5 protein-coding genes are annotated in these 6983 nt (G+C 38.9%); 2 read left to right on the forward strand and 3 right to left on the reverse strand.

The genetic code is table 11. The features are described from left to right. Window positions 1-316, reverse strand: a 316-nt coding sequence (locus ON09_RS21195; RefSeq protein WP_010603078.1) for an alcohol dehydrogenase catalytic domain-containing protein, incomplete at its 3' end; no start/stop codon positions are given. 721 nt (window positions 317-1037) lie between these two features. Next, a complete protein-coding gene (locus ON09_RS21205) occupies window positions 1038-3005 on the reverse strand; it encodes a PAS domain-containing sensor histidine kinase (protein ID WP_010603080.1) in 1968 nt (655 codons plus the stop codon). Window positions 3006-3604: 599 nt separating this feature from the next. Between ON09_RS21205 and ON09_RS21210 the strand changes: the two genes are divergently transcribed. Then, complete coding sequence (locus ON09_RS21210; RefSeq protein ID WP_157259043.1) at window positions 3605-5566, forward strand: hypothetical protein; 1962 nt, start codon at window positions 3605-3607, stop codon at window positions 5564-5566. Further along, entirely contained in the window at window positions 5560-6078 is a 519-nt protein-coding gene (locus ON09_RS21215; RefSeq protein ID WP_010603082.1) for a hypothetical protein, read from the forward strand. The genes ON09_RS21210 and ON09_RS21215 overlap by 7 nt, the downstream gene beginning before the upstream one ends. A gap of 370 nt (window positions 6079-6448) precedes the next feature. Here ON09_RS21215 and ON09_RS21220 read toward each other — a convergent pair whose 3' ends face one another. Next, window positions 6449-6943, reverse strand: coding sequence for a nucleoside deaminase (locus tag ON09_RS21220; protein ID WP_010603083.1), 495 nt, complete (start codon window positions 6941-6943; stop codon window positions 6449-6451). Window positions 6944-6983 lie beyond the last annotated feature (40 nt).

Consider the following 6983-nt stretch of genomic DNA (forward strand, 5'->3'; position numbering starts at 1 on the left):
AACTGTCACAAGCCGGTGAGGCCTCATGGGTACAGAAAAAACATTTCCCGCAAGAAATTGGAAAAGGCACGACAACACGATCACCTTTTTTTAAATTAGTGATTGCAGATCCCACTTCCTCTACAATACCCATAAATTCATGTCCCATCACCATGGGATCTTTTTGAGGAACCGCTCCACTGAGAATATGCAGATCAGAACCGCAGATAGCTGTTGAAGTTACCTTTAGAATTACATCTCTAGTGTCTAAAATATCAGGATCAGGTACATTGTCCACCCGGATATCGCCAGGCTTGTGAAAAACTGCTGCTTTCATTTGAATAGGTTTTAGTGAGATTAAGTATGCTCATCACTTCTAAAAATTCTGTTTGATGAATGATCTCTACTCACAAAATTTCCCAGGGATGATGCAATTTAAGAACATTGCCTATTCGCGATTGGTTTAGTCAAAATGATTTTTAGATTTCATGGTTGTGAAAAATACTTAAAATATTCAAGGCGCAGCGAGTACCAAGGTGCAACCATTTCCGATGTTAACTCAATGAAGTTAGGTAAAAAAATAAATACAATGCATCAAAACTTTTCCGACGATATTGGCTATTTATCTTCATTTTATTATAATCATTCCAGATTGCTAATTAAAGGCGGTTGTTTAAACGGTGCTTTGTAACCCTGTACAAATCATTCCATCCCGGACAATAAGATAGTTTACCCTAAGCCCCTCTCATGACACCGTTTGCCAGAGAATGCAGAGCGTAAAAACAACCTCGCCTTTGTACCATTTACCCTCTCATTTAAAAGATTAATTGAAGTAATGGTTTGAGCTATTTACGAAGAAAAACCGTCTGCAGATTTGTTGTGTCGATGTATCGAAATGTATTTAATCAGGTTATTTTCATCTAGGATTCCGAACGCTATTATGAATTAGTTTGATAAATTTAAATTATCGATAAGGAATTAGATTTTGCGACTTCATCATTTGAAAATTAAATTATAGGCTATATGCTACTTTGGATAACCTCAAACTATACAAATTACTATAATCCGTGCAAACAGAACTGCAAGTTAAACAGGTAAACTAAACCCAAAAACAGCCCCTTTGCTTCCCGAAAGGTTATCAGCCCAGATCTTCCCACCATGGAGATTAATAATCTCAGCACATAGAAAAAGCCCGATACCGAAGCCTGCAATTGTTTTTCCTGAGCGGATTCACTTTTAAAATAACGATCAAAAACTTGACTTTTTTCCTCTTCAAGGATGCCTTTACCCGAATCACTCACTGTAAATATGAGTGCATTTTCAGTCCGTCCATAAGCAATCAGAACTTCTGAACCTATCGGGGAATATTTAACTGCATTACTTAAAAGGTTATGAATAACCATCTCGATACGGTCTCTGTCCGCATTAATGATGAGTGAACTGGTATTCTGCAGAACAATCTGATGAGTGGAAACCTCGGTACCAAACTCTTCTTTAAGCTGAAAAACCAGGTCAGCAATATCAAATGGACCCTTGGTTATTTCCAGCTTTCCCGATTCCAGTCTTGATATATTAAGAAAACCAGCGATTAGCCTGTCCATCTTTTTGAGCTGGCCAAGGATTTTGCGATAGACCACTATCGATTCCACGTTGGAACTTCTGGAAGCCTTATGCGCTAATAATTGAACATAGCCATTGATCGAGGTCAGCGGTGTTTTCAGCTCGTGACTGACCATGGCAATAAATCTATTTTTCCTGCTTTCTTCCTCCATCCGTTTGGACACATCTATTACAACGGCGTAAACAGATTCAGGTTTACCATCATCGTCTGATCTCACTTTGCCTATCACCCTCATCCACCTCTTCTCCCCTGTGATCAGGTGCCTTATCGGATAGATGCTGTCAACCGGCGTTCCAAAATTCGCTGCACGGCTCAAAACCTCATTGACTTCATCTTTGTAATCAGCATCAACAGCGCCAGTTACCATATCCCAATTGATATCACCAGCTAAAGGAAGACCATAAAGTTGCCTGTACCGGACCGACATTTCCGCTTTTAATGTTTTAATATCAAGGCTGCAGCTTCCCATTTCCGCCGCGTCAAAAGCTGCCTGAAGTTCTTCCTTGCCCGATTTCAGCTGTGCATGAGCATCAGACAGTGCGCCGTTCAGGCTCGCTAAGTTTTCGATCTGATCTTTGATTTGGGTAATATCCAATCCGGTACATATATACCCCATGAATCTTCCGTGAATGCTTGTCCGAGACACGCCTTCAACCCTTAACCACCGGAATTCCCCGAATCGATTTTTAATCCTAAACTCAGAACTGAAATCGGTGCGTGCGACAATTGAGCTATATAATAAGGTTTGAAAGGGCTCCAGATCTTCTGGATGTATAAACTCATCCCATTTGAATCTACCTTCTCCAGGCATAGCGCTCCCCATAAAACGTTCCCAAGAAGGGTTTCGGTATTCCACCTTACCATAATCATCGACAATACTAATCAGAATATCAGTTTCGTCCGCCATGGCCTGGAGCGTAGATTCCCGCTCTGATCTGTCCAATAGAAAGCCGTCAAGCAAGGCATTGGTAAAACTGATTAAAATGTAAACGAGCGCATTTTCTCTTTCCACAGCATTGTAAGTTGCGCCGGGAAAATTTCTGGAAAAATCAGACTTTGTTTGTTTTTCAGAAAGATCAGCTACATGATTTTTGAGCCATGATTCTATTTCAACATAGTATAAATGACCTTTCAGCCTTGTTCTGGCGAATATTCGATCTAAGGCTATTTTTAATCCGACACCTACTAATTCTCCGATATCTAACGCATAATCATCACAAAAACAATTACTTACCGAAACGATATCAAAATTTCCTGATACGACCAGCAGGCAATTTGGTGAATGGTTAAATAGCTCCAACTGATCTTTGTTAATGGCATCGGACATAAAAAAAAAGGCATTGTTAAAGTGAATGAAGTAAGTTCTTTCCAAATAGCTTAGCAAGTTAGGTAATAACCAATACATGCCGGGAAAGTTTTCCCTGATTTTATTTTAAAGTTTTGCATCTATTTCTGCCAATGAGTTTTACTAAAACTTCTTATAAATAACTACAATCTGCTAATGCTTGCAAGGCATGATGCATTTTTAATAATTCCAGCAAATGAATTTTTTATTACCATCGTCTAAAATCCGAGCCAGCTTCGTGGCGTGATATCTTCCGAAATTGGATCTTTGAGACACCCACAAATCCAAGTGTCAGGTTATTTTATCACGCTACATAAGAATCGCTATTTCAAATACAACATAGAATTTTCAAGAAGCTATTTTACTATTGCTTTATATATGAGCTGCCTGTTCTAGAAATGCGTAAAATTAATTCGGACAAATCTAATTAATCAGCTATTCCCACAGATGTTCTGATAGAGGTCGAAATGAGCTGTCCTGATGTTTTGCCAATCAACTCATATAAAGTTTTCAATATGCGGTTTCGAGCTTTATTACTCTTGCGCCCCTGGTTAAAGAATCACAGTAATTTACCATTGTTTTTTTCAGCGTATATTTTTTTCTATCTTGTTGGAGAAACGCTCTGCAGACACAATGCGCACTGGTATTTCAACTCATTTATGAAATTTATATTTAGATATTTTTGGTTAATGGTCTGCACACTTCCAATGGCAGAATGTGTGGCTCAACAAGCGAATCAATCTATCGATATTGGTCAGGAAATAGTTCAATATGGCCAGAGCTTTTCGAATGCTGGGCTCTTCATTCACTTCGACAAAACAACATACACCAATAGCGAAAAAATTTGGTTCTCAGCATACTTAACAAAAGCTGACTCTGCACATGTTACATTACACCATACGCTATCTATCGCCCTTTTTGATGACGTTACCAATAAGGTTAACTTATCCGGCCAATTTGCATTTGAAAACGGTTTGTGTGCAGGCAGCCTGTCGTTACCAGATACAATAGCTTCTGGAGCATATCATATCATAGGTTACACGAATCTACTTGATTCAAACGGTCAGCCGAAGAATATTTTCAGGCAGGCGATAAATATAAAAACCATCGTAGTTGAAAATTTTAAGGCTACACTTGCGCTAGTTGATACAGATCGTGCAGACTCCCTCCGCATTTCATTGAACATCAAAGAGGAAACCAAAAGAAAATCCAATTATAACATCAACATTAAGGTCGGAAATTTGCCGGATCGGCCGTTAAAATCATCCAAAACAGGTCAAAATGTAATTAGTATCGCACGCGGGCAGATCACTCCGCAGCATCCAGTGCTGATTGCGACTATAAAAAACCAAAATGAAATTAAACGGCTTCAACTGAAGTTACCTGCAATAGAAAAAGATAGTTTAAAAATTCGTTTTTATCCGGAAGGGGGGAACCTATCTGCCAACAATCTTAATACTGTTGGTTGGGAAGCCAAATCGATAAATGGCGAACCGGCCAGGGTAAAAGGGATTCTTCTCGAGGATAATAAAGTTTTAGATACCATCCAAACGCTAAGCAGCGGAATGAACAAATTTAGAATGTTACCTAAAGCTGGAAAGAATTATACATTCCAATTAATCCAGGGAAACCCGGCCGTGTATGCAAACGTCACTTATCAACTGCCTCGTGCAATAAATCATATTGTGGCCATGAACGTCTCCAAAGCTGTTGTCGATGATACCATAAAAATACAGGTAAGAACTAACGGTGTGAGGAGAATGCGACTGCTCTTACACAACTATAGAAGTGTTTACGTTGATGTTCCACTATTGACAACCGCCATTGGGCGGACGATCAAAATCGGTTTAGCGGATGTGCCCCGGGGAGTTTTTGCCTTAACACTACTTGACAGTATTGGCAGGCCGGAATCAGAAAGGTTATTCTTTTCACACTACAATCAGGAAGATAAAATCATTGTGAATGCAGATAAAGCGGTTTATCACACTAAAGAAACTGTCCAATTAAAACTCAATCTTTCAAAATACTTTAAAGATACGAATACAGGTATTGTTTCCATTGCATGTGTACAGCAAAACCGACTGCAAAGCGCATTAACCCAGGATATTCAAAGCTTTCACTATCTATCAGATGAACTTGGCGATATGCCTACTGACCATTCAGGAAGAGACTTTAGGAATATTTCATATATTGAAGACATTTTGTTGGTTAAAGGCTGGAGAAAATATAGCTGGACAGACATGTTAAAAACATCAGACCCCGGTTCATCGAGCTACACTTCAGCTGAATTTAAAGGCAAGGTGACACGTTTTGGCAAAAAATTAAAACGGGCGGTTAAACTATCGGTTTTGCGGGGCAATAATTATTCAGTGATAGAGACTGACAATTCGGGAAAGTTTATTTTGACACATCAAGACCTGCGTATTGAACAGGGTAAAAAAGTCGTTTTAAATGTTAACGAATCGAATAAAGAAAACTACCAGATCAATATTGAAAATCCCTATATCAAATTGAACGAATCTTTAAACACCGTGATCGAATCACATTCGGGGGGGATAAGCATTCTTCAAGTATCCAATGATGTTCAAGGTTTGGCAGGGTTTGAAAAACCAATATGCTGAAGGAAGTTGTGATCAAGGCGCAAAGGGAGGGAAATATATTCAGCCCCACCGGACATACCGAAAAGGAAGGCAGAAATAGGTGCGGTGATTACCTATGTGTAACCTGGTGCTTAAATTGTCCATTTTCTGGCCATACCTGGAAAACATATATCCCCGAAAAAGGGAAAACATATATGAGGCATATTGTCAGCGACAATAGAATTATTCAAAATATTCCGTTGATATACCAGGGATGCGAATTAGAAACCAATAAGCATTCGGCTCTCACTATTAACGGTATTAACTACAGCAGCGAAAAATATAGTTTAGATGAAGCTGAGTTGTCAATGCCGGCGCCTGCCTATAGCTCAACATTACTATGGTCACCCTTGGAAATCGTGACGGCGGGGCAGGATAAAGAGTTGAAATTTTTTACGGGTGATATTACAGGAACTTTCCAGATTATCGTACAAGGAATTTCTGATAATTCATTACTGTATGAAACCAAAACATTTACAGTCGCAAAGAAATGATTACCAACCTATTTAACAAAATAAAGCCAGTTTAAAAAAGCCAGACAAGCAGCAACTCCACTACACATTATACATAGCGACTGAAACATTGTCAATTCTAAAAATACGATGATAACCCTCCCCTATTGAATATTACTATATTACTTTTGAAGATATATGCGCCATTTCGCAAATAACAAATTGTCTTATAACGCGAGTGCTCTACCCGTTTTGGACCTCATCATCTAAAGTTATATCGAAAAATATCATATGCTAGCATCTTCTCTCCGATACAGTCGCTATCTATCCAAACGTCCTTTATAGTTATTATTTGTTTATCTACCTTTTTTTAGCCGAAAATTAAGATAACAATCCCAAGGCAGGTATAATTTTATAACGATCCGTCTTTAATTTTATCTTTCATTTCGGCACTTGATGAAACCCATTCTTCAAAGACTTTAATTGCCTCACTTGCAAAAATCCTTGAGAACGTGATTTTCTGCGCTTCAATTTTCTTCTGTAATTGAACAGTAATAAATTCATCCCCGAAGCCTGCCCATTCCGCATCGCGTTTGGTATTTCCATAATAAACCTCAGCGATATTAGACCAGTAAATTGCGCTTAGACACATTGGACAAGGCTCTGCACTGGTATACATGATGCAACCGCTTAAGTCCGCTTTACCTATATTTTTCGCAGCCGCGCGTATGGCATTGATCTCAGCGTGTGCAGTGGGATCGCAGTCACGTGTGACTGTGTTAGATTCAGCACTGAGAACCTTACCATCTCTGACGATCACACAGCCAAATGGCCCCCCATCCATTGTTTTGAGATTTTCTTTAGACAAGGTTATAGCTTTTAGCATAAATTGTTTATGTTCTTTCATTCCAGATTAACAAACCAAAAATCAAGATGTTTATACAATC

The organism is Pedobacter agri PB92, from assembly GCF_000258495.1.
Lineage (GTDB): Bacteria > Bacteroidota > Bacteroidia > Sphingobacteriales > Sphingobacteriaceae > Pedobacter > Pedobacter agri.

Bases quoted from the DNA above. Each gene is read 5' to 3' on its own strand.
- ON09_RS21215 (WP_010603082.1), top strand. From the start codon at position 5,560: ATGCTGAAGGAAGTTGTGATCAAGGCGCAAAGGGAGGGAAATATATTC.
- ON09_RS21205 (WP_010603080.1), bottom strand. From the start codon at position 3,005: ATGTATTGGTTATTACCTAACTTGCTAAGCTATTTGGAAAGAACTTAC.
- ON09_RS21210 (WP_157259043.1), top strand. From the start codon at position 3,605: ATGAAATTTATATTTAGATATTTTTGGTTAATGGTCTGCACACTTCCA.
- ON09_RS21220 (WP_010603083.1), bottom strand. From the start codon at position 6,943: ATGAAAGAACATAAACAATTTATGCTAAAAGCTATAACCTTGTCTAAA.